We start from the raw sequence: 24,344 nt of genomic DNA on the forward strand, positions 1-24,344 counted from the left end.
TTATGTGTCTCAAGGTCGGCTTATGGCACAGAGCCGTCCTTCGGCTCTAACTCATTTATGTCCAAAAACGTGCTTGAGCTACCGCCTGTTTCTCGCACTTTGCCGAAGTTGAGCTCAGTGCCAAGAGCACACGTTCACTAATGTGATACCCAAAGTGAAGAGCAATGGTTTTGACTTAATATATTTACTTGAAGTTTATGTATAAAAAATTATTTTTAATAGTAGGTATTATGTTTAGTACATTAGTCATTTGAGTTGGATTCAATACGGATTCTTCAGTCTATTTTTTTACTTTTGAAGATAATGGGCTTTGCATAACGTCACATATTTAAAAACTTTAAGTAAGCACAGGTAAAAGCTAATAAATGAATGCACTAAAAGCTAATAAATGAATGCACTAAAAGCTAACGTTGATAATATAAATCTATTACAAAATCTTGTGTACTAACTCAGGCTTAGCCTACATTCAAAATATCATTCAAAGCGATACGCTTAACTTTCGTTCCGTCGCTATACCCATTTGCTAATAAGTTATCTAAAACTGCGCCGGTATAAAATGTGTAACCATTTTCCCCATCAATTGGCAGTTCATAGATTGAGCCTGATTTTTGAGGCCAAATCCAGTATTTTCCGCATGGTGATAAATCAGGTAAAGCCTTAGAGCCAGAGCTTACTCTCCAAATATCATTACCCTTCCAAGAGCAAAAAATGGCATACCGCGTTACATCGTCAGCTGATTGATATATTAAAACTACCCAGCCCTCTGGTTTGTGTTTCATAGTTACTATATCTCTTTGTATATTTAAATTAAGTACTTACAGCGTATAAAATTTTTTATATTAGGAACTAAGTAAACCACCTTAGAGTTCTAACCTGGCTCCATTGTGCTTTAACCATTCTTTACACTCTAAATAATCAGGCATAAAGCGCTCTACTTCTCGCCAAAACTTTGGAGAATGGTCATGGTATATTAAATGGCAAAGTTCATGCACCACTACGTAGTCCACAATGCGGTTAGGAGCCATTATTACTTTCCAGTTAAAGGTAATATCACCTTCAGCAGTACAGCTACCCCAGCGGCTTTTATAATTCTTAATACCTACCGAGTTATATTTAACATTCATTATATCGGCGTAACGTTTTACTTTTTCGTTAAACTTACTCTCAGCGTGCTTTTCGTACCAAGCAAGTAATGACTCTTTAATTAACTCTGCGTTATTAGCACCAGCAAATAAGGTCACACTAAAGCGGCCATTAATCAATTTTGCCGGTTTATAATACCCTTGATTTACTTTTAAGCGATAATTGCGGCCAAGATATGAAAAACACTCGCCAGAAACAAACTCTTTATTGCTCTTAGGCTGAGCTTCATAATGAAGGGCTATTTTTTCTTTTATCCACTGCCTTTTATCTTTGAGTAGCTTAATTATTCTTTCATTGTCTAAAGCATGGGGCACCACAACGCATACTTCACCGCTTTCAACAGTTATAGAAGCTGTTTTAGTGCGATTGGTACGTTTTATAAGGGCGGTAAACCCATTACTTTCTAAGTACTCTTGTGTGCTTTCTTCTGCTAAAGACTTAGTCATAAATTAACGCTTATCAAACTTGGTTTTACCAAGTTCCATAAAGCGCTCCTGTACTACTTTAACCAAACTAGGTTCACCGAATGATTGGTCGATAATGGCGCGTTTAATCTCTTTTTTCATTCGTTTTACTTCATCCTGCTTATTGAAAAAATCAACAATTTGAGTCGCTTCATCAAAAGTATTAACCAATGTTTGCGTAGTCGCTTTTACTTCTTCCATTACTGTTTCATCAATAACATAGCCGCCTTTATTTTCAGCTACCTGCGATACTTCAGCGGTTAAAATATTATAAAAGGCGTATTCGGTTTCTGATAAACCAATATCTTGGGCTGCTTTTTTGTGCTCACTCTCAATGTTATCAACCATATCAAGTAGCAGCTCTAACTGGTGTTCCCAGTTGCCTGCATTCTTCACAATAATATCTCTCAGCCTCAAGCTTAGTGATTTATAGTATTCAGGGTCTTCTTCAAGGTTAACGGTAATATGGTGCTTAATGGCACTTTCAACTTCAGAGGCTTTTGATTCGGTTGATTTAACCTCTTTAAGTTTATCTTTAAAGTTGGCTGCTAATAAATCCACAGGAGGGATTTTAGGGTCAACTCCCGTGCTGATAATGTGCTCATCAACTAGTTGTCTCACCTTTTCGCCAACGCCCGATAAATCAAGCCCTTCCTCACGGTAGCGTACTCTTGCTGCATTTAGTACTTTACCTAAAAAGGTTAAATCTTTAATAAAAGGCGACGCTGCCTTATCGGGTAAAATAACGTTCATCTGTTTAGCAAAACGCTTAAACGCCATTTCAAATTGCGATCTTATTGCTTCGTCTTTTAAAACCAGCACATAGTCATCAACGTCAGTGCTAGCCTTGCCATTTACAAGTACACCTTTAAAAAAGCTCATAGCAACAGTATGGGCCGCTTTTAGTTTAGGAATTTCATCTTTTAATGACTGAAAAGTACCGTCTACATCATCGCTGGTAAACATATCCAGCGCATCAGTTAAATGCTGCGAAAGCCCATAGTAGTCAACCACAAAGCCACAGGTTTTACCTTTATATGTTCTGTTAACGCGGGCTATAGCCTGCATTAAAGTATGGTCTTGTAGTTTGCGGTCTATATACATTACTTGTGCTATTGGCGCGTCAAAGCCCGTTAATAGCATGTCTTTAACAATTAAAAATGCAGTCGGGTTTTCACTCAATGGCTTAGGGAAGTTATCAATCGCTTTTTTTTGTTTAACTTTATCGGTGTACTGCGATATGTAAGTTTCATCATTATGATCGCCTGAAATAATCACTTCAGATGGTGGAGCACCTAACTCATCTAACGTTTTTTTATAAAGTGCAGCAGCATGGCGGCTACCGGTTACTATCATGGCTTTAAAACCATCGGGCTGAATGTGCTCGCGGTAATGTTTTAGTAAATCTATACATACCCATCGAATACGTGCAGGGGCTTCACGTACAGCTCGCTCAACACCATATTTCTTCTTAATTTCGCGTTGTTCTTCTTTAGTATAATCACCAAAGTACTCTTCAAAAAGTTTATCGAGAGACTTACCCGACACATCAGTAATTACCTCTCTACCTTCATAAAGTATTCTTACTGTAGCGCCATCTTCAACCGCTTCATTAATTTTGTATTGGTCAATATACCCACCAAACGCTTGCCCCATTTTTTGAGTTTTAAGCAGGGGGGTTCCCGTAAAGCCAATTTTAGGCGCCTTAGGCAAAGCAGCATTAATTACCATTGCTAGCCCACCAAACTGCGTGCGGTGTGCTTCATCGGCAAGTACTATAATTTTTTCGCTGGTGTTTAAATCTGTAAATGTTTTATCGGGGTCGCCGTTAGCAGCTTCTTTTTCAGCTTCCTGAAATTTTTGTACCATTGCAGTTACTAAATCAGATGAATCTTTTTTCAAAAGCTCTCTTAATTTAGCAACAGTCGATGCGTTATAAACCGTTTCACCTTGTGCGTCCCTGAACGTAGATGAAAGCTGCTCGTCTAGTTGAGTACGGTCAGTTACAAATACAAGCTTGTATTGCTGTAGCTCTGCATCTCTTCGCATTTTAACTGCAAGCATAACCATTGTAAGTGACTTACCAGAGCCTTGTGTATGCCAAACAACGCCCGATTTATCTCTACGGGTTTCGCCATTTTTAAGGCGTTCAATTACTTTATTTACGGCTCTGTATTGCTGATAACGTGCTACTTTTTTAATTAAACGGCCGTCAACGGTTTCGTAAATAACAAAGTTTTGTAATAGGTCTAAAAAACCTTCTCGGTTAAACATGCCGGCTAATAAACGCTGTTGTGCAGTAACACCTTCAGTGCCATTTTCTACAATAAGTTCTTTATCTGTAAACGGGTAAGCGTCTTTCCAGTCACCATAGTGCTGAGAGCTTGAGCTAATAGTGCCTACTTTAGCTTGGTCTCTACAGGTAGATACCATAAGTTGGTTATACCAAAATAACTTTTCAGCGCCTTCGTCATCGTTGGGGTGGCGTAAATTAGCATAACGTCTTAACTGGTTAATCCCATCGCTCATAGGGCTTGTTATATAAGGTGATTTACACTCAATAACTGCAAGTGGAATACCATTAACAAAACACACAATATCAGGGATTATATTTTGGTTAACACCTTCAACCTTGAACTGATTAGTACAAATAAACTCGTTGTTATTTATATTGTCAAAATCAATAATTTTAACGGTTTGTCCTTTACGGCCTTTACCTAAATCTTGCTCTACTGATTGGTAGTTAACTAACGTTTTGTAAAAGGCGTGGTTGTATTCCATTAAACCAGCAAAAAGAGGGTGAGTAACTTCACGCGATACTTTTTTTAAGTTCTCATCGCTTATCCAAGGATTAATGCGCTTAATGGCCGCGTTTAGTTGCCCTACAAGCACAACATCACGGTTATAAGGCCTAACCCCCGCTTCTGGAGAAAGGTTTAATCCATTAATATACTTCCAGCCCAGTTGCTGTAACTGCGCTATTGCCGGAAGCTCTACCTTGTTTAATTCATCCTGATTCATACTTTTCCCAGTGCGTTTACTTTTTATAGATACTTATAAAATTCGATATAGCTAATATTCCCTTATATTAAAGATACTTATAAAAATTAATAGTTGTTTTAATAAAAAATGATTTTGGACGGTTTCCCCCCCATCCCAGGGCTTATTCTTCAATGCATAATGCACCTCGTTAACAGAGGCTTCTGTTAATAATCATTAACTATATAAGGAGTGTGCACATGAGCACCAACAAAACCCCAATGACAACTGACGCAGCCCGCAGAATTCAACGCCAAGAAGCAAAAGCGAATGATGGTAAAGTTGAAAAAGGCAGCTTTGCAGCAAAGGCACAAAGAGCGGCAGCAAAAAACAAAAATAACGGAGTAATATAATTATGTCTCAACATGATATTGATAACCGCGCTGACCAACTTAACCCTGAAAACGATGCCTATTGGCAAAGTCGTGGTGAAGACGAACGCCCAGATGACTGGGAAGAACAATTAGATGATGAATAAATTATTTAGTCTTTACTAAGTTAGCCACACCAACAGCTAGTAATTTAATTTTTAAAATTCATTACTGGCTGTTGCATTTCAAGCCCAGCCTTTAAATTAGCTCTGTAATAACTAGGAATATTAGAAAGCACTTTTTTAATTATTATTTCTATCTCTTCTTGAGTGGCGGTTTCATTTTTTGTTTGAGCTAGTTTTTCAGCAATAAGTTTATCAACAGCCATTACTATTTTGCACATATCAAAGGTGAGGTAGCCACTAGATGCATTCGCGTATGTATCTAAATTGTCTAAAAATACGGTTAACTTTTTATCACTCGGTAAATTAATACCTTTTCGCCAATCTTTAAACTGGTTGTATTGCCTGTTCTCTAATGATTCGGCGGATTGATGCGGAGCTGCTTCTTCTATTTCAATAAAGCTTGCAAGCTGTCTATAGCCTGTATCACCCACAAGTTCAGATACAGCCTCCTTAAGCTCCTTTAACATACCTGAAAAACACGTATTAATTGTTTCATCAGTAGCATAAGCGTTTATTGCATTTGTAATCATGCCGAGTTGATTTTCAATTTTCTCTTTACTCGAACCATAAGCAATCCTGCAACCTACCTCATAGTGGGTTATTGCTTCTAAGTAAAAATCAAAAATTAAGTAAAAATAGCCTTCAAAAAAAGTAAGTTTTTGTTTTTCGCTTAAGCTCTTTTTTTGGGAATGTAGCAATGCTAATTTACCCATATCTTCGATGGTGCCTTTAGGTATATATGGATTGTGTTCCCATAAAGGATATTGAGTTTTCCATGCAGCTTCCATATCAAGCGATTTTAATTTACCCGCTTTAACCTCTTTTTTAATATCCAACAAAAAGCTTACTTCGATATTGCAACGGTGCTCTATAAAGTTAAACAATAAATCGAATTCATTTTTATTAATATCGCTATAGTAAAATGAGCTACATTTAAATCCATTCAGCGCAGAATACCACTCTCCAGCATTAGAGCCTGCTCTATCACTACGCCTCGCTTTAACTAATAATCTTCTATTTAATAATTTAGCTAATGGAAAAGGAATTAATTTAATCCAGTGAACTATTTTGCCAATGCTTCTTAAGCCAACGCCTTTATTAAATAAGTCATACCGACTGCTCTGAGATAATTTTAATGGTGTTTTATATGTAGTTTCAAAAAATTCAAACAACTGCTTTTTATTTTTTATAAAGCCAATCAGCGTATAAAACTCACTTAAAGGGGGTAAGTAAAAAGAGGGTGAAACCTGCTCTATAAATTTAACTTTATTATTTTCATCAGCAGTACTTTTCAAATCTTCGTGAAATTGATCCAACGAAGTGCCATTATCTTTTAGTTGCTTGGTATCAGTGGTGTTCATTGCTTGTCGTCCTTGACTACTTTTTACTATTCACTATCTACTTTGACGCGTACTTTGCCGGTGAGTAAATCTTGCATTAGGGCTTTTTTTAAGTTTTTTAAACTATCCATTTTTTTATTTTTTATAAAAATAGAACGCTCAATATTAGTAATGTTTTTAGAAATACTTTTTTGCTCTTTAAGTGTTGGTAATGCTAACTTATAAGACTTAATATCAACTTGACTAATATTTTTTTGGCCGCTTGAGCCACCCCAACTTAGTTCAATTTGCTTTCTATTTCTTTCTGAATTAAATGAATGTAATAAGAATTCTGAATCAATATTTTCATTAGGTATTAGCCTAAGTAGCTTATCTGACATCATCAGCTTTCTTTTTGGCTCTTCACGAACCATGACGCACTTTCCAACTAAATCAGCCACACCGTTAGCCCTTGTAAGTAAAATATCTCCTTTATTTACTTGGATATGGTGTTTTGGCTCTAATAGTGGTGGTAGCTCCTTTGATTGGATTTCTAAAAACTCCCCCCTTGTTACAGAACTAACCTTCAAGACTCCCCATTTACCGATCGCGGGAGGCACTTCAGTGCAGCTGGGACTCCAACCTGAATCTATTTTTTTGAGAACATAAGAAAAAGTAACAACCTCCCAATCAGCAGGGATTCTGCCAACGGATGAGTCTTTAAATTCAGTGTGGCCGATGCCGTTGGTTAGCAACTCTTGCATCATGCCTGTTTTGAGATCTTTTAATTTATCGATTTGCGCATGTGTTTTTTCAATCACTTCATCAACAGAAGTGAGGATTTTGGCTATTTTTTGTTGTTCATAAAGTGGAGGGAAAGTCGTTTTATACAACAGGTATTCTTTCAGTTGAAAATTAATAATCCCTGTTGTTTGCTGTTGAAATTTCAAAACTGTTTTGTTCTGATACTCAAAATAAAATTTATAAAATAGGTATTTACTATCGCATTTTTCAGATGGAATTAGCTTTTGGGTAAAATTTGAATATAAGAAAGGTTTTGTACTATTAAAATATATCACCCTGCCAACGGGTTGAGTCGGACTTCCACCTGACTTTTCAAGTACAATATCCCCGCGCTGTAGTAGTTTTTGCTGTATTTTTTTCTCATCAACATTACGAAAAGCTAACTTTGTATAATCGATAGCCCCACTTTCACTAAAATTCGTAGCTCTTAGAATTGGTATATCATTCTTATCACCGACGGCTTCATTACCCCACTCTCCAGCCATAGAGTTTGAAATAAATGTTCCCAGCGTTTCTTCGACCCAATCAACAGGTATCTTATTACTCATAACCTAATTCCTTTAGGTAGCCTTTCATTTCAACTTCAGCACTGGTCACTTGCTCATCAAGCTCATGTAACGATATTTGATATTTATCCCACCAACGTTCTAGTTGTGTAATAACAGCTGCTTCAACTTCATCAATAATATTCTCTGCAAGAAAAGATCTAATTTGCTCTTTAGAAGTAAACTGTGCTTTAAATACAAAGTAGTTTTCATCGCGTTTATCGAATACCGTTGTAACGTCAAAATCTTGCAGTATTTCTTCTCGAATGTATTCACTTTCAACTTCGCGTACAGGAATACCGCCGTGCAATATTGCACGCACGTCAAAAATTTCGGGTGGTGGTGAGGTATCTGCGTAGCGCCTAATGTTTAAGTTAAAGTCGTTTTCTTTAATCTCGCTAATATTGACTACTTTGGCGTAACGTTTTATATCTTGATAATCATGAAATGTAGCGATAATTTTTTCAATATCTTGTGGGCGTAGCTTGTTTTGGTTTTTACCTTCTTCAAACTCAAGTTCTGAGTTAATAAATAACACTTTGTTTTTACGTATCGCGGTTTTGTTTTTATTAATAATTAATAAACAGGCAGGTATACCCGTGCCGTAAAATAAGCCTGAAGGTAGTCCTACAACGGCTTCTAGTAAGTCGTCTTCTAATATGCCTTGGCGAACTGCCTTTTCACTTGAACCACGGAATAAAACACCATGTGGCATGACTATGCCGGCCATGCCTTCATCGTTTAATGAGGCAATCATGTGTTGTACAAACGCTAAGTCTCCTGCGTCTTTTGGTGGTGTACCATATGGAAAGCGCCCGTAGCCGTCGTTATCGCACTCTTCTTTACCCCATTTTTTTAAACTAAATGGCGGGTTTGCAATAACGCGGTCGAAGGTCATGAGTTGACCATGCTCGGTATGCTGTGGATCTCGTAAGGTGTCGCCTTTACGAATGTCGGCACTAAATACGCCATGTAAAAACATATTCATTTTACAAATAGCCCACGTATTTAGGTTCATCTCTTGCCCAGCAAGCGATAAGTTAGATGGGTTTTGACCGTGAGACGCTAAGTAATTACGTGTTTGCACCAACATACCTCCGGAGCCTGCGGTAGGGTCGTATACACGCATACCTGCTTTGGGCTCTAGTAGTGATACAAGCAGCTGTACCACCTCGCTTGGGGTATAAAACTCGCCCCCTTTTTTGCCAGACGAATCAGCAAACATTTTAATTAAGTACTCGTAAGCCGTACCTAATAAATCAGGACGTTCAAAATCACTGTTACGCAAGCGGTGTTTACTAAAGTGAGAGAGCAAGTCACGTAGTTTGGCATCAGACAGTTTGTTTTTTATATTAAAATCGATGCTTACTAACACGCCTTCAAGCGAGCTGTTGTGCTCCTCAATGGCTTCTGTCGCTTTATTAAGCATTGCACCTATGTCGTGCTTTAAGTCCTTTAAAACGCTCCAACGCGCGTTTTCAGGGATATAAAAGGTGCTGTCGTATTCGTCTTCATCTTGCGATAGCTCTTTTGCTTGTGCCTCTGTTTTACCGGTGGATAAATAATGCTGGATTACGGTTTCTTGTGCTTCATCAAACGAGTCTGAAAGACGTTTTAAAAACATCATCCCGAATATGTAATCTTTAAATTCTGAAGCATCCATGTTGCCACGTAAAATATCGGCAGTTTCCCATAGGAAAGATTCTAATTGTTGGAGAGTAATTTGAGTCATGTTGGTTTTTATTCCGTTTGTATTTATTGCTTAAATTCCGTCATTAAGCGATTAAATGAAAAGCTTTGATTAATACTGCAATTACTTATTTTTGCTTAGCTGTATATCTACTTCTGATGGGTCTGGGAAAATCTCTTCTAGTCCACAGTTTAGTATTTTAATTATTTGATAAATTCGCTCACAAGAAACAGGCACTCGGCCTTTTTCAATACGGCTTAAGTAGCTTGCCTCAATACCGAGTTTATTAGCTAGCTCAGCTTGAGGTATTGAGCATTTTGTTCGCGCTAATTTTATATTCATACCAATCAGCGTTTGTATGGGCTGCATTGCTAATATCCACAGGCAAAGTGTAAATAATCCCATATTGCAGCCTGCCAACCCATGACATATAATGAAACTTATTTACATATATATCAATAAATGAACCTTTCTATCAATTAAATTTGTTTAAGTTGTCAATGAAGCTAGATCCCTTAATTAAAACCATTATATGCAAGCGTAATATTGATCGCTTTACTGTAGTAGAAGTTAGAACTGCGTACATAGCTCTACATCAAGATCAAACACTTGACCCTGTAAAAATTAGAAAGCTTGTTTACGCACAGCTTAATAAACTTGTATGCAAAGGTTGGTTACATTCATCGACATCTTTAAATAGAAAGATAACGACTTACACAAAAACACGTTATTTTGAGCCAAGTAAAATTATCCCTACTCAATCCTCTGTGCCAAATGTGAGTAACTTTAAAGCCGATTGCCAAAAGGAACTAAGTGAATGCAATAACGCATTATTGCAGTGTATAGGCACGCTCGAAACTTATATAAATCTTTGGAATAAACATCCACAACATCAAACGCTATTTAAACGGCAATATTTAATTGCCCAAGAACGACAACAAAATTTAAAAGGCCGAATTGCTGCTTTGAATATACTTTTAGAAAATATAACTGAACAAGGCAATCTAGATGCGGCTACGTAATTGGCAACAAAAATGTATAAAAATAGCGCTAGCAAAGTACAAAAGCACCGTTAAGCACTTTTTAACATTAGCTACACCTGGGGCCGGAAAAACCGTGATGGCCTCGGTATTAGCAAAAAGATTATATGATGAAAAGCTTGTAGATATCATACTCTGTTTTTCTCCTTCGTCTGTTGTTTCTGCTGATTTTGCCGATGAGTTATCTCAGCAATTTAATGCTCGATTTGATGGTTCGATTGGTGCGCTTGGTGATTCATACACATATCAAGCGCTAAACACATTAAATGAAAATGTATGGCAATTATTTGAGCAATATAGAGTTTTTGTAATATTTGATGAAATACACCACTGTGCGGGCTCTTCAATTGAAGATGCTAACTCCTGGGGAAGCCCTATCCTCAATTTAATTAAAGAAAAGGCTGCATTTACACTCTCGCTGACTGGTACGCCTTGGCGATCTGATTCCTTGCCAATAGCATTATCAAATTACTGTAATGAGTCTGGCCAAATAAACTGTGATTATGTGTACGGGTTAAAAGAAGCTATATCAGATAAAGTATGCCGAGTGCCGCAAATAATTGCGTTAGATAATAATAAAATTACTTTAACAAAATCCGAAGAAACAACGACCTTTACTAATTTTTTTGAATTGCTTAAGGCAAAAGTTATTTCATACTCTGAGCTTGTTACTAACGAATTAGTTATTGAAAATTTGCTCCTTAGAGCTACTAATAAACTAAATGAGATTAGAAGTATTAACCCTAGGGCTGGAGGGTTAATTGTGGCTTCATCAATCTCACATGCTCATGTAATCAATACGATAATGCGTAGCAAGTTCAACAGTAATGCGATTATTGTTACTAGCAGCGAAAGTGAGCCCGACAAAATCATAAAGCAATTTAGGCAAAGCGATAGTGAGTGGCTAATTAGTGTTGGAATGGTGAGTGAAGGCACTAATATTCCTCGGTTACAAGTATGCTGTAACTTAACAAATTACCGTACAGAACTGTATTTTAGGCAAATATTAGGGCGTATTCTGCGTATGACTGATTCAGGTAACCAAGATGCATTTATGTTTATGCCAGCTGAGCCTAACTTAATTGATTTTGCATTACGTGTTGCAGAGGACGTTCCTGGTGAATTAGGCAAAGTTAAAATTTTTGATATTGAAATTGAGAATGAAAAAAGTATTGTGCTCGAACCACTAGATAGCCCACCTAAAGTTTTAGCAGAGGAAGGTGATTTGTTTAATATTAATTTAGATAGATTAATTAATAATGAAAAAACGGCTGAAACAAACCTCAAAAATAATTCAAAAACACCTTTGGCTAAAGTTGCAAATAACCTAATCCTGAATGGTGATTTTAACCACAGACCTATCAAACCTGAAGGGTTGGATGAATTATTACTCTTTGATATTTCAGATGAAGCGCATGCGAAGTTAGAGCAATTGAATAGATTGTTCATTTAGAAACTTTAAAGTTAAATCGTATATTTGAGCGTTAGAGGATGTGTGGACTTCCCAGCTTTCGCTAGAAAGCTACTAACAAAGATAACTTGAGAAATTAAATAAGCCCTTGTGTAGTGGTCAATAACTTGGGGACCCAAGCATGGAGAAAGCGCAGCTACCTAATTCGTCACCACCAATTAAAATTACTAGCTTTGACAACTATCGCTATATATCGAAAACATCACATTATTTTGTGGGAAAGTAAGGAGCTCCATGCCACTTAGATAAAACAAAAGGGTTTAACAAAAAAAATTGCTTTTATGTTGTCCAGAAAAAAACGTAATCTTATCTAAGCCTTATTTAGCAAAACTTTTAATTGACCACCGTCATTGTTAGGTAAGAAGGCATCAGTATTAATATTTGTTCACCTTGCTTAAGAGCTGAAGATAAGGCTGATATTAGATTTATGTTCATGGACAAAAGTAAACTCAAAATTTTGTCCATGATGATTTACCAAAATTAAGACATTAAATAGCCACAGGCGCTTTAATATTTGGATGTGCGTCATAACCGACGATTTCAAAGTCTTCAAACTTATAATCATAAATAGAGTCAGGTTTTCTAATTATCTTAAGTTCGGGTAGAGGTTTAGCCTCACGAGACATTTGCTCTTGAATTTGCTCCATGTGATTAGAATAGGCATGTAAGTCACCAAAGCTTACAATCACTTCACCTGGTTCAAGATCACATTGTTGGCAGAGCATATGTACGAGCAATGATAGACTAGCAATATTATATGGAAGACCTAAAAATATGTCTGAACTTCTGATATAAAGCTGACCTGAGAGCTTTCCGTTAGCTACATAGAATTGATATAATAAATGGCAAGGTGGAAGCGCCATCTTTCCGTTCTGTACATTTTCGTGTGGGCTGACAGTCTCATCTGGTAAATATTCAACATTCCACCCGTGAAATAGTATTCTTCGACTATTTGGATTGTTTTTAAGCGTATCAATTACGTAGTCAATTTGATTTATTGTACCACCTTCTTTTGTAGGCCAAGCTGTCCACTGTGCACCATAGATTGGTCCTAATGAACCATCTTCTAAGGCCCACTCATCCCAAATTTTCACGCCATTTTCATTTAACCAATTATTGTTTGTGTCACCATTCAAAAACCAAATTAGTTCATTCGCTATACTTTTAAAGTGGAGTTTCTTGGTAGTTAGTAGCGGAAAACCTTTTGAAAGATCATGTCTAATTTGGCGGCCAAAAACAGAAGTTGTTCCAGTACCAGTTCTGTCACCTTTTTGCGTGCCACTTTCCAGTACATCTTTGAGTAAATCTAAGTATGATTTCATTTATTTAAGTCTCTTATTAATTCATTAAGTTGTTCATTTTTAGCTTCTAGAGCATTTATTAGATTTTTCTGTCTATCGAATTCTCGCTTGTAAAATTCGCCTGACTCTAATGCTCGTTTTAACTGTATTTCATAGGAATCACTGTCCCTTTTAGCTATTGAGTATTTAGAAAACCAAAGAACAACTTCTGTTGCTATTTTATCACGTTCTTCTGTAATAATTTCCAGTTCAGTTCGTTTTTGTTTTTTATCGTCGAGGGTCTTTCGTTTCCTTTGATCTTTTATTTCCTTAAGTCTTTCTTTTGGAAACTCTCTATCAGCAACTGTATTTCTACCTACCCCCGACAGTCGAGCAACTTCACTGATCGTAGCCTTCAATTTAGTGTTTTTACTTATTTCATCGAGGGCATTATTTAATCTACGAGTGTACTCATCATAATCGAGCTGATTTTTCTCATCATAGGCTTGTGTGCTCATCAATCTACAGCCTCTCCGAGATAAATTAAAACCTGTTTAGCTTCTTCTATAGCTTCGAGAAGCTGGCTCTTTCTATCTTCGTATCCATCTTTACCAAGTAAGGCGGTATTAGACGCGTAAACCTCTTTCCATTTAGGGATATTTGCTTTTCCAACTATGGCATTTTTACATCTTATTGGGTTGCACCTAAGGGAGCCAATACAAGGGATACTTTCGTCATAGTCTTCCATTCCACCAAAACAAAATCCGGTTCCAACATTAATAACTGCCATTCCTTGATCGGCCATAGCGTCAAAAATTTCATCCTTGGTATACCCTACTTCCATATAACCTTGAAAAACCTTATTTAATCTGACTTTGTGTTCTTTAGCGTTGGGGCCAACATAAACCCCATCGGGGTCCATAACCGTTTTAATTCGCTCAACTTCAGCATCACGTCTAATTGATTTATTCATCGACTTATTAGCAATTATATTTTCAGCTATTTCACCATAGCCCAATGTCGTGCCACTTGAACTTCCAAAACTTGTGTACTTGCCAACCCTATCAACTACGTGTTTCAATTGAAAAGAAATAAACGGCAACCCAAGCTCTATTCGGTGTAGTTGATATGCTAAAGAATGTCGAAACATATAAGAATTGAATTTAATTGACTTAGTTCGTTCTTTTCCTAAAACAACATTTAAGTAGTTATCAATAAAGTGCTTAATTCCCGATGAGCTCATGTTGGTTGCAGCTTTTGTTGGTGAAACTGTATTCACGTTACTAAATAGGAAGTCGTTATTTTTTAAGGGTGAAATCATTGAAGCTGCTTTGATAGCATCTTTAATGATCGCTATCGCAACCCATTTATCATCAAATAATTTTAAGTTCTCAAAATCATTTTTTTTAACATTTGAAACTAAAACGTCATAGCCCTCATGCACAACCAAACAACTACTAATTCTGATTTCACTCAACTCTTCAGGTCTCATACCAGTCAACAGAGCAGTTATAATTGCCGAAGAGTAATAGACTTGGTTAATATAGTTCCTAACATGATCGAAGTGCCGAATATTATGCTTACCATTCATAATATTTCGGACTTCTCTGTGCGGATATAAGTTACCAAAGGGATCACAAAATTCTCTAGGGACATGACATTTAGAAGCAATGAAGCCTTGAGAGTAACCTTTAGACCATAATCTTAATAAAATATAATCATTAAGAGTGCTTTCATTAAAATTAAAGTTTAAATCGCGCCTCTTATTGAAAGCATTAAAATGTTTTAACGCGGTTTTATCTTCAACATCCTTAGATAATCGAGTTAAAAAATCAATCACTGTAAAAGTGGAATGAAGAGCCAATTTTTCAAAATCTTCGTTTGCAAAATATCGCTTAGCTTCTCTCTGTTTTTGTTTATGTTCAGGCCACTCCATTGACTCAAAATCAACTTCAATGCAAGAACCTAATATATTTTTAGTATATGGATGAGTCAAATAATAGAGAAACTTTCTCAATTCATTGCCTGCAACATACTCGAAACATTTTGCAGTTGTTCTAAAGTCGTTATCCAAAACATCAGTCAGACTTTGAAAACGCTCATTTATGAATTCTTGGCCTAAAGAGCTTAAGTCTTGAAAGACTTTATCGATATACCTTAAGCCAGCCTCGAAATGAGCTATCACTGTATTTGGTCTAGTTGAAATTCGGTCTTCTTTCTTGACCTTCGTTTTCTTAAAGGCCATAGGAGTTAAGACGCACATGTGAAGAAGGCACTTGATCTCTGTCATAACAAAATTAGGAATGCAGGGATAATCATTAAAGTTAATTCGAAGCTTAGCCCCCTGAACTGATTTAGGAGGATTAAGGTAGTCCTCGTTATAGTCCCAGACATTCTCATGAAACTGACTTTTCTTTGTGACTTGTAAATTTAACAAACTAGGCAACCAACTGACGGTTGCTGGCAATTCCATATCATTTTTAAGTTCATTGAATTGTTCAATAATTGGAATCAAAACAGTTTTATTTTGAGCGAAGCTTTTAACTAATGACACGCTTGCGTCGATGTTGTAATTTTCCATTATACTGTTACTCCATCAATGACTGCTGTTTCTTCAAATTGTGCGAGTTTCTCCGCTCTAAACAGAACTTCTGCATCAAAGTCAGACTTCTTAGGATTAATAATCTCATCTAACAGACATAAGTTTTCTTCAATTACATAACCATGAGGAGTATCCATAATTCGATTTCTTTGCATCAAGAGCATGTAATCTCTCTTCATTGCAAAAAGCATAGGTAGCTTATCGACAGTTATCATTACATTTTCACATGACAGGCATTTATTGTATTGAGAGCAAGGGCTTCCCTTCTTAAATCCTGACACTTTCTTAACAAAATCTGGTGGCGAGAATATATTTGAGCAGCCCCCAAGTGGGGTTGTAAAAATTACTTTATCCGGATTGTCTAAAAATTTATTAGAAGCTTCATCATCAGCTTTAACAAAAATACGATTATGAATTTTGCTAATTGCATCAGTTAACTTTTCTCTAGCTATGCGATTAAAGTCTAACTTGTCCAAATAATTCATAGTTGTTTCAATGTTTGAATGGCCCAGCATTAATTGGATTTCTCTAATACTGACACCTGCTTCCAATAATTCACTAACGAATGTTGGTCTAAATCGACTAGTAGTGAATACCAGTGGCTCACCACTTTCAGACTTTAAATCATGTTTTGCTACGAAGTTAGAATAAATAGAGGTGGTTTTTCCTTTTAAATCGGAAAAAGATTTAATTTCACCGTGAGTTGTTTGACCTGTACTCTTATACATAAACAACTTATCTTTAACATGTTCCGGAGCATCTTTGCGGATGCTCTCAGTAATTCTAATGACGTTCTCGAATACTTCCTTTACTTCTTCGCTTTGCTTTTTTGATAACCACTGAAGCTTAGCTTCAAAAAGATCAAGATGGAGTTGTTTACCTCCAGAGCTTCTTTCTTTCCAATATCTCAAACATGGCTTTTGCGTTGTTTCGTGTGAAATCACAAAATCATCAACATAAATATCAAACAATGGGTCTGCATTCATTCCTGTAATTTGCGCAAGTCTATAGACGAAAGGAGCAATAGTGTCTGCATCTATAATGGAAGGTACACCCCAACTTCTATACACTTCGTGCAACCCCATGTCTAGCTTCTCTATTATTTTTAAGAACCCCTTTTCTTCTAGAGTTTGAGCACCATTAAAAGAAGTTGGTATGCAATTTAAATGATTTTCAAACAAGTATCTTGCATTTTCAATATTAGAAAAACCCGGTTTAATGAAACCATTGTCGCCTAAAGAATACTCACCAACTCCTGACTTTTGGTATGGTTCAAATAAAGCCATTGTGTCATCAATAGAGGTTTGAATAGCGCGTGTAACAGCCTGACGCTCGCTTTTTAAATAAGGCTTATAAGTGTCTGTAACACGACCTAAAGTTTTTACTTCCACGTCATGAAAACTGTGAAAACTGATCTCTTTTAGTTTAGTTGCTCGTTTCAACATCTTCCGAACCGAACTAATGATTGTAGGGGCATTGCTAGGAGCAATATTTCCGTTATGCATTTTAGGGATAACATAGTCTTGATGGAATCTAACTAACAAAAACTCACTTAAAATATCTTGTAGGGTAGATTTAGGATCAATATTATTTTGTTCCAAAAATCTACATAAATGAACAAATGCTTCCTTTGGTTTATTTTTACTAGAAACTGACGCTGCTCCTTTTCTTACTAGTGCAGCTAACTGTTTTAATTGTACGAATGGTTCATCAGAACTATCAACATTAACGAATTCTCTATATGAATTGAGTGATTTTTTGGCTAGATCGTCCCAGCGTTGAACTGCCTGATGTTGTTTGTTTCTATATTCTTGATCACGAAGAGTACCTCTGTCTTTTACAGCAAAGTAATTGCTATCAAGCCCACCTAACTGTAAAAGTTCAGCGTTCAACTCTTTACCACAATCTTTAACAATTTCGTATCCTTTACCTCCGCGCCAATTCTTAATATACGCCTTAAAGCGAATTGCATTTCCGAAAGTTTTAACGTTAAGCTTTTCATCTGTAGTTAGGTTATTCCACCAATGTTTCGTTGTTCTGCGGACTTCCAGTGCTGACGCTATATGACCTTTTAAGATTACACCTTCTTCTTTAAGAATATTATTCAATTTCTCGAGGTGAGGACTGTATCCGCTAACTTTATATAAATCAAAATTGATCCCCTGTTGGGATAAACCAAGATTTCGACTTAACTCAGCATAAGATGCGGATGCTAGATATCCATTTTTTTTTGAAATATGAGATACTGGAACACCCCAAACTTTATCGCGGTTTTTATCTATTTCGTTTACGAAATTCTCTAAAATTTTAACTTTTGGATCTTGCATAATTAATAACTACTTCCTTTTAGTCTTCGTCTGGGCATTCAACTGCTCCATCAAATGAGAACGAGTTAATATTTCACCGTTATTGCCAGCAATTTTACCGTAGGTTTCATAAGGTAATTGAGTATAGATTTGAGTTGTTTTCAAATATGCGTGTCCAAGACATATCTGAAGCAATACTAGTTTATCAACAGCATGATCGCCTAAATCCGGAGATCTTAATACAGAACCAGCGAAACCGTGTCTCAACATATGTGGATGAATCGCTCTCTTTATCAGCCCCTTTTTTAACGCACGTTCAGATACACGGCTTAAAAATTTACTTACCGATCCCGAATTGTATGGTGCACCATGAGAATTTAGAAATGCGGGTGCATCTAAGCCAAACTTTTTAGCTCTGATCCTATATTCAGGCGTTGAAAAATATCGTCGCAATCTAGCTAAAGTGTGAATGCTTGTAAGTGTATATCTTTCATTAATTTGACGCTTTTTTCCTTTTGAACCCGCAACAAATACTTGTTTGTACTCAGAAGGAATTGCAATAGTTTGAGCATCTAATATATACATTTGCTTGTCAGTAGATAACGCAGTATCAATGTGTTCTTTTTTAACTCTAGGGATTTCGGAACGCCTAAGACCAGTGTCATACATGAATTGCAGTAAAACTTTTTCTCGCTCGTGACTTGTGCACATCATCAGTGCAGCTAATTCATCTAAACTACACATTTCAACTAACTTAGACTTTGAAGACCCATAAATTAAACCATCATCATATGGATTATCATCACGAAGTGCTTTACCGTTATTTCGAGCCTTACAAAGATAGTCATTAAAGAAGGATTGGAAAGTAGCGTCTCTGTTACTGATAGTCGTTGAAGCGAGACGTTTTATTTGACTTAAATAAGCAAAATATTCATTAAAATTATACTCTTGAATATCTAGTATTGCATTGTCGAGCTCCTGATACTTAAATGTACTTTGCTCGTTCAAGTAATCAAATAAATACGAAAGGTTTTTTGCGTAAGTTGATATTGTTGTTAATGGCGTTTTTCCATGTCGTAATGCTTCTGACAACCAATTAGAGATATGTGGAAGAACTTGATGTTTTGAGTTAAATACAGCAACTCCAGTTACTGTTACTTCTTCATTTGGACGGTCATGCTTAGGAAGCGACATCACTGCTTCTGATTCCTTTAAATCAATTTGCTCTCCTTCTACTATTTTAAATCTCATTTAATACTTATTTCACCCTAAATCACAATATCCATAGCGTAATATGCGAATAACTAATGTATCGAATTCCATTTACTATAGTATAAAAAAAAGGAATCTTTCAATTCCTCATTCTCATACTGTGCATTTCTATTATAGGGTAATAAAAGCGGTACATCACAGCTTCGCTGGTATGACGTTAAGTATAGCGTATCGCCAAGTAGTGAAAAAGTGTGCGTATGCATACACGGGCGCAAACAACCAAGCTCAAACTCACCTGGATTATAAAACGTGATTATTTCACCACGGTCATCAATGCCATTTTTTAAGTTATCAATAACTTTGGAAAGCTGATCAAGCGTTGAGCCATCTGGACGTTGCCAACCACGGCCTTGTACGCCATAAACACGCCCCATGTCATCCTCACCTTTACGGTTAGGGTTATTAAGCCATGCGTTGTTATCGTTCGCGTTGGCATCCCATGTTTTACAGCCAATCTCACGAAACTGCTCAGCGCTGTCGTAACCGCGTAAATATCCTAGTAACTCAGCAATCGCTGCTTTGTAGTAACTTTTGCGCGTCGTGATCATTGGAAACTTATTATTAGCCACATCGTATTCTAAATCGGCATTAATAACGGTTAAACAACGCGTACCTGTACGTTTGTTTTCGACCCACTGACCTTCGTCAACAATACGCTGACATAATTTTAAATATTGTTTCATGCTTTTCTTATTATGCCTTAGCTGTTTTAACGTGTTGTGGTTGCTTATATGCCCAAATTAATAAACCTAAACCACCCACTATCATAGGAAGTGACAATATTTGTCCCATTGAAATAAAGTCGGCAAATAAACCTAGTTGTGCATCGGGTTGGCGGAAATATTCAATACAGAATCTAAACACGCCGTAACCTAATAAAAATACACCAGCTACGCTGCCTGCTGGACGTGGTTTTTTAATAAACCATTGCAGGATTAAAAACAGCACTAAGCCTTCGAAAAATGCCTCGTATAACTGCGATGGGTGACGCGCAAGCGGACCGCCCGTTGGAAATACCATTGCCCATGGCACATCGGTAACTCGGCCCCATAACTCACCGTTTATAAAGTTACCAATACGCCCTGCTAAAAGCCCTACAGGAACAAGTGGTGCAACAAAGTCGCCTACTTGAAGCAGTGACTTTTTACGCGTCCACGAAAAAATTGCGACGGCGGTTATAACGCCAAGTGTTCCACCATGGAACGACATACCGCCCTGATCTATCCTAAATAAATACAGTGGGTTTTCTATAAAATAACTAAACTGGTAAAACAATACGTAGCCAATACGCCCACCTAGTATTACCCCTAACATGCCGTAAAACAGTAAATCGCTTACTTGGTCTTTAGTCCAACCCGAATTTGGCTTTGACGCTTGACGATTAGCAAACCACATCGCAAATGCAAAACCTATTAAGTACATTAAGCCATACCAACGTACGCTTAGCGGTCCAACAGAAAAAATAATTGGATCAATTTGAGGAAACTCAAGTGCCATAAAAAATAAACCTTTAGCTAAAAACCATTTTAATTGCGATAACTACAAGCAGCACCGCGAAAACTTTCTTAATTGTATTAACAGGTAAATAGTGAGTTGCTTTGGCGCCAATGGGCGCAACAAACCACGAGGTAATAACAATCCCGAATAATGCAGGTAAATAAACAAACCCGGCAAAACCATGCTCTAAATCGGTAACATGCCAGCCTGCGCTGATGTAACCAATAGAGCCAAATAATGCAATAACAATTCCGCACGCTGCCGCGCAGCCAATTGCTTTTTTTATATCAACCGAAAAATAATTAAGCATCGGTACTATTAAAGCTCCGCCGCCAATCCCTATTAAACCTGATAACCCGCCCATTATTGCAGAAACGCCCCCTAAAATAGGACCAGCCGGCAACGGTTTTTCTGACATCGGTTTATTACGCGCGGAGAGCACCATTCTTGCTGCAATAAATACAACACTTATAGCAAACACTGTACGTAATATTTGTTCAGGGATTAAACTTGCTGCAAAGCCACTAATAAGTGCACCTAAAGCCACACCCGACATAACCCACGGGGCGATTGCCCAAGGCACGTTATCATTTTTATGATGAGCCAGCGCTGAAGACGTTGAAGTAAATAAAATAGAAGCGAGTGAGGTTGCAATAGCAATTACTAATACATGATCAGTCGACGTTACATTAAATGAGAGTAGCAGAGTGCTTAGTACTGGAACGATAATTAAACCGCCGCCAATGCCTAGTAACCCAGCTAAAAACCCAACAATACAGCCTAGTAGTGCGCAGCTTGCGACTAACAAACCTAAGTCATACATAGTAATCTCAAATACCCTTTTAAGGTTTATATATTAAAGGATTATAAAACTAATAGCATCTGTGTATTGCAATTAATTAGGTGTACAAGCTTATTTGGGGGTGTAAAACAAATCACCTAATTTATGCTCTAGCATAAAGCTTCGCGTTAAACGTAGTACTTGTTTGGCTGTGGATTGCGCTAAACATTCACTTAATAGTTGTTCCATGTCACTGACATTTAAACGCCTAAGTACCCACTTCACTTTATTAAGCGATGATAAATTCATACTAAGGCGTCTGTAACCCATGGCAATAAGTAAAATAGCCCCTTCAGGATCGCCGCCTAGTTCACCACACAAACTAAATGGCAGTTCATATTGCTCACATTCGTGCGCCACTTTATTTAGTACTCTTAGTACACCTGGGTGATAAGGGTTAAAAAGTTCGGCTACACGTGCGTTAGCCCTGTCTACTGCTAATAAATACTGTGTTAAATCGTTACTGCCTACTGAGCAAAAATCAACTTTTTTTGACCACTCTGGAAGCATAAATACACTTGAAGGTACTTCCAGCATTATTCCTATGTCGGGTCTTTCTATGGTTTGCTCTGGGTATTTTTCACTTAACTCAAAATAAGCCTGTTCAAATAACGCAAGTGACTCATCAACTTCTTCAGTGCCACTGATCATAGGGAGCATTATTTTTAAATTACCCAAACCAATATTTGCTTTAAGCATCGCTTTTAGTTGATCTAAAAATAACTCTGGATGATCAAGGCTTATACGAATACCACGCCAACCTAAAAATGGGTTTTCTTCGGTAATATTAAAGTAATCAAGTACCTTATCGCCCCCAATATCCAATGTACGCATAACCACAGGATTAGGATGATAGCTAGTTAGTACTTCTCGGTACCAATTTTCTTGCTCTGATTGCGAAGGAAACTGACCCTTTTGCATAAACCACGCTTCGGTTCGATAAAGCCCCACACCGTCACAAATATGCGCGCTACTTTGCTCGGTATTAAGCTCAAGGCCTGCATTTAATAATAAGCTAACATGTTCACCGTCAAGCGTAATTGATTCTGAGTCTTGCTCAGCTAAAAAGCGGTTATTTAGTAGGTTATCTTGATGCTGTAACTCTGTGTATTCGTCCATCAGCATTTGTGAAGGCGATATATATAAACGCCCAGCAAATGCATCTAAAATCATCGGTTTGCCATTAAACTGCAGTAGAGGTAAATCCTCTATACCCCAAATGGCAGGGATCCCCATCGCACGCGTTAATATAGAAGCATGGCTATTTGCAGAGCCATTTACGCTTACAACGCCTGTTAAGTGACCTTTTGGCACTTCAGCAAGCATGGCGGGTGTTAAGGTATTAGCAATTAAAATAGTGTTGGCCGGATAATTTTTAACAGCGTGCTCGGTATTTACAAGGTGGTGTAATACGCGAAGACCAATGTCTTTAACGTCAACAGCACGCTCTTTTATATAAGGGTCTTGCATGGCATTAAATTGAGATATTAAACGCTCTATTACAATTTTTAGGGCGCTTTTAGCACACCAGCCTTCTTGTAATTGCATTTCAACATTATGCCCTAAACTTTTAGCATCAAGCAGTTGTTGATACACATCAAATACCGCAAGAGCTTCGTGCGGAATAGAATCGCTTAGCGTCATCGATAGGGTATTAAATTCTTTGCGCGTTGCAGCTACAGCTTGAGTAAACAAACGACGCTGCTCAGTGACGTCACTGTCTTTTAAAAGCTCAATAGATTTAAAATCAAGTTTTGGTAATACAACAAATGCTTGTCCTATACCTATTCCTGGCGCGCTCGATACACCTTTTAAAACAGACGTTTGATGAGATGACTCATCTTGGCGTAGTATTTCTTTAATTTCAGCATGCGCTAACTGTGATGCAAGTTGAGCAGAAAGCGTTATTAAAAACGACTCTTCGTCTTGGCTAAATACACGTGCCATTTTTTGTTGGACAACAATAACGCCCAGTACTTTTTTTTGATGAACAACGGGTACAGATAAAAAAGCGTTGTAGCCTTCTTCGTTTACTTCGGGGGAGAGCTTAAAACGAGGATGCGATTTAGCAAATGCAATATTAATAGGTTCTTCGCGTTGCGCTACTAGGCCAACTAAACCTTCGGTAAAACCAATTCTAAACTTACCTACCGCATCGGGATTTAGCCCTTCGGTTGCCATAAGTACAAAATTGTCTTGGCTGTAATCTGCAAAATAAATGGAGCAGCACTGGGTTTTCATGGCATCTTTAACCATTTGCACAAAGCACACTAATGCGCTGTCTAAATTCGCTTGTCGCGATACAGACTCCGCAATAGATCTCAGTGTAGCCAGCATGTCCTGCTCCTTTATTTTATACTTAACCTGAACTCTGGTTAAGAGATTTACTAACATATTGAATCATGGTGATATTTAACTTTATTTTCTCTAGCCAGAGATTTTCAGTGAAAACAAGGCGAACTTACGCGTCAATAGCTGGCCTATTGCAAGTAAATTCAACGTAGTTAGCGCTGAAAATAGCTGCTCGAGATAGAT

General features: G+C 37.3%; 19 protein-coding genes and 1 pseudogene. 4 read left to right on the forward strand and 16 right to left on the reverse strand.

What is annotated here, in order from left to right; all coding sequences use genetic code 11:
* Nucleotides 1–455 precede the first annotated feature (455 nt).
* From CXF76_RS17780 to CXF76_RS17790, 3 genes are all read right to left on the reverse strand, one after another.
* The gene (locus CXF76_RS17780; protein ID WP_055015339.1) at nucleotides 456–779 is read right to left on the reverse strand and encodes a hypothetical protein; all 324 of its coding nucleotides are present in this window, start codon (nucleotides 777–779) and stop codon (nucleotides 456–458) included.
* 81 nt (nucleotides 780–860) lie between these two features.
* On the reverse strand, nucleotides 861–1,589 hold the full coding sequence (locus tag CXF76_RS17785; protein WP_101164279.1) for a M48 family metallopeptidase: 729 nt from the start codon (nucleotides 1,587–1,589) through the stop codon (nucleotides 861–863).
* Nucleotides 1,590–1,592: 3 nt separating this feature from the next.
* On the reverse strand, nucleotides 1,593–4,628 hold the full coding sequence (locus CXF76_RS17790) for a type I restriction endonuclease subunit R (protein ID WP_101164280.1): 3,036 nt from the start codon (nucleotides 4,626–4,628) through the stop codon (nucleotides 1,593–1,595).
* A 218-nt stretch (nucleotides 4,629–4,846) separates the two neighbouring features.
* Here CXF76_RS17790 and CXF76_RS20665 point away from each other — a divergent pair, with 218 nt between their 5' ends.
* Entirely contained in the window at nucleotides 4,847–4,999 is a 153-nt protein-coding gene (locus CXF76_RS20665; protein ID WP_157823357.1) for a hypothetical protein, read from the forward strand.
* Nucleotides 5,000–5,001: 2 nt separating this feature from the next.
* A complete protein-coding gene (locus CXF76_RS20870; RefSeq protein ID WP_269801305.1) occupies nucleotides 5,002–5,124 on the forward strand; it encodes a hypothetical protein in 123 nt (40 codons plus the stop codon).
* 44 nt (nucleotides 5,125–5,168) lie between these two features.
* Here CXF76_RS20870 and CXF76_RS17795 read toward each other — a convergent pair whose 3' ends face one another.
* The 4 genes from CXF76_RS17795 to CXF76_RS17810 form a co-directional block, all read right to left on the reverse strand.
* The gene (locus CXF76_RS17795) at nucleotides 5,169–6,503 is read right to left on the reverse strand and encodes a hypothetical protein (RefSeq protein ID WP_101164281.1); all 1,335 of its coding nucleotides are present in this window, start codon (nucleotides 6,501–6,503) and stop codon (nucleotides 5,169–5,171) included.
* A 26-nt stretch (nucleotides 6,504–6,529) separates the two neighbouring features.
* Nucleotides 6,530–7,813, reverse strand: a complete 1,284-nt coding sequence (locus tag CXF76_RS17800; protein ID WP_101164282.1) for a restriction endonuclease subunit S — start codon at nucleotides 7,811–7,813, stop codon at nucleotides 6,530–6,532.
* Nucleotides 7,806–9,542 carry a type I restriction-modification system subunit M gene (locus CXF76_RS17805; RefSeq protein WP_101164283.1) on the reverse strand — a complete coding sequence of 579 codons (1,737 nt, stop codon included), beginning with the start codon at nucleotides 9,540–9,542 and terminating at the stop codon, nucleotides 7,806–7,808. Before CXF76_RS17805 ends, CXF76_RS17800 begins: the two co-directional genes overlap by 8 nt.
* Nucleotides 9,543–9,623: 81 nt before the next feature.
* Entirely contained in the window at nucleotides 9,624–9,905 is a 282-nt protein-coding gene (locus CXF76_RS17810) for a helix-turn-helix domain-containing protein (RefSeq protein ID WP_232785133.1), read from the reverse strand.
* 95 nt (nucleotides 9,906–10,000) lie between these two features.
* Between CXF76_RS17810 and CXF76_RS17815 the strand changes: the two genes are divergently transcribed.
* Together CXF76_RS17815 and CXF76_RS17820 are read left to right on the forward strand one after the other, a co-directional pair.
* The gene (locus CXF76_RS17815; protein WP_101164284.1) at nucleotides 10,001–10,522 is read left to right on the forward strand and encodes a hypothetical protein; all 522 of its coding nucleotides are present in this window, start codon (nucleotides 10,001–10,003) and stop codon (nucleotides 10,520–10,522) included.
* Nucleotides 10,509–11,993 (forward strand): DEAD/DEAH box helicase, encoded by a 1,485-nt coding sequence (locus CXF76_RS17820; RefSeq protein WP_101164285.1) that lies wholly within the window; start codon nucleotides 10,509–10,511, stop codon nucleotides 11,991–11,993. Before CXF76_RS17815 ends, CXF76_RS17820 begins: the two co-directional genes overlap by 14 nt.
* A gap of 506 nt (nucleotides 11,994–12,499) precedes the next feature.
* On the opposite strand, the gene CXF76_RS17825 is transcribed toward CXF76_RS17820, so the two are convergent.
* From CXF76_RS17825 to ptsP, 9 genes and pseudogenes are all read right to left on the reverse strand, one after another.
* Nucleotides 12,500–13,333, reverse strand: coding sequence for a thymidylate synthase (locus CXF76_RS17825; protein WP_101164286.1), 834 nt, complete (start codon nucleotides 13,331–13,333; stop codon nucleotides 12,500–12,502).
* A complete protein-coding gene (locus CXF76_RS17830; protein WP_101164287.1) occupies nucleotides 13,330–13,809 on the reverse strand; it encodes a hypothetical protein in 480 nt (159 codons plus the stop codon). The genes CXF76_RS17825 and CXF76_RS17830 overlap by 4 nt, the downstream gene beginning before the upstream one ends.
* Nucleotides 13,809–15,872 carry a tyrosine-type recombinase/integrase gene (locus tag CXF76_RS17835; RefSeq protein ID WP_101164288.1) on the reverse strand — a complete coding sequence of 688 codons (2,064 nt, stop codon included), beginning with the start codon at nucleotides 15,870–15,872 and terminating at the stop codon, nucleotides 13,809–13,811. Before CXF76_RS17835 ends, CXF76_RS17830 begins: the two co-directional genes overlap by 1 nt.
* Complete coding sequence (locus CXF76_RS17840; protein ID WP_101164289.1) at nucleotides 15,872–18,220, reverse strand: site-specific integrase; 2,349 nt, start codon at nucleotides 18,218–18,220, stop codon at nucleotides 15,872–15,874. Before CXF76_RS17840 ends, CXF76_RS17835 begins: the two co-directional genes overlap by 1 nt.
* A 9-nt stretch (nucleotides 18,221–18,229) precedes the next feature.
* A complete protein-coding gene (locus CXF76_RS17845; RefSeq protein ID WP_101164290.1) occupies nucleotides 18,230–19,450 on the reverse strand; it encodes a tyrosine-type recombinase/integrase in 1,221 nt (406 codons plus the stop codon).
* 128 nt (nucleotides 19,451–19,578) lie between these two features.
* Nucleotides 19,579–20,154 (reverse strand): annotated as a pseudogene (locus CXF76_RS17850) (thymidylate synthase); the annotation flags it as partial.
* 10 nt (nucleotides 20,155–20,164) lie between these two features.
* On the reverse strand, nucleotides 20,165–20,968 hold the full coding sequence (gene lgt, locus CXF76_RS17855; protein ID WP_007583122.1) for a prolipoprotein diacylglyceryl transferase: 804 nt from the start codon (nucleotides 20,966–20,968) through the stop codon (nucleotides 20,165–20,167).
* A 13-nt stretch (nucleotides 20,969–20,981) separates the two neighbouring features.
* Nucleotides 20,982–21,791 (reverse strand): sulfite exporter TauE/SafE family protein, encoded by an 810-nt coding sequence (locus CXF76_RS17860; RefSeq protein WP_101164291.1) that lies wholly within the window; start codon nucleotides 21,789–21,791, stop codon nucleotides 20,982–20,984.
* A 90-nt stretch (nucleotides 21,792–21,881) separates the two neighbouring features.
* Complete coding sequence (gene ptsP / locus CXF76_RS17865; RefSeq protein ID WP_007583118.1) at nucleotides 21,882–24,146, reverse strand: phosphoenolpyruvate--protein phosphotransferase; 2,265 nt, start codon at nucleotides 24,144–24,146, stop codon at nucleotides 21,882–21,884.
* Nucleotides 24,147–24,344: the final 198 nt, after the last annotated feature.

This window comes from Pseudoalteromonas sp. 78C3 (genome assembly GCF_002836695.1).
Taxonomy (GTDB): Bacteria; Pseudomonadota; Gammaproteobacteria; order Enterobacterales; family Alteromonadaceae; genus Pseudoalteromonas; species Pseudoalteromonas arctica.